1 protein-coding gene is annotated in these 617 nt (G+C 40.4%); it reads left to right on the forward strand.

Features of this window, described 5'->3' with window-relative positions:
* The coding region (locus ACFSR0_RS05745; protein ID WP_379980796.1) for a transposase at window positions 1-617 on the forward strand (617 nt) is incomplete at both ends.

Genomic DNA, 617 nt, shown 5'->3' on the forward strand with positions numbered 1-617 from the left:
TAATGAAGGATATTGCACAGCGGTATTTTGTTTCCACAAAAACCGTTGAGCGCGTCTTAGACAGCTTCTTTGAAGAGCCACGTAAAAAAATCAATTCTCTTCCCAAGCATCTTATAATCGATGAATTCAAAGGAACGCGTGATTGTGAAGGAGCTATGTGCTTTATTCTTAGTGATGCTGATACTGGCAAAATCTTTGATATCTTAGATGATCGGCGCAAATTCAAGTTACGAGCATACTTCCAACGGTTTCCCTTAAAAGCCAGGAAACGTGTGACACACATCGTGATGGATATGAATGCCTCTTACGATGCAGTGACGAAAGAAGTCTTTCCCAATGCACGACTCTCTATCGATCGCTTCCACATCATCCAACAAATGACGCGTGCATTTAATACCCAACGAATTCAGACAATGAAGCAGCTAAAGAAAAGCGATCCACAAGCGCAAAAAGATTACCGAAAGCTGAAAAAATATTGGCGAACAATCCTAAAGAAAAATACGAAACTAAACTACACCTCTTTTAAGCAATTTCCCCTCTTCCAAGGGAAATACATGACGGAGTCAGAGGTGCTTGATTACCTACTCTCTATAGATAACCAACTACGACAAAGCTAT

Origin of the sequence: Enterococcus camelliae, assembly GCF_042685105.1 — a bacterium.
GTDB classification, from domain to species: domain Bacteria; phylum Bacillota; class Bacilli; order Lactobacillales; family Enterococcaceae; genus Enterococcus_G; species Enterococcus_G camelliae.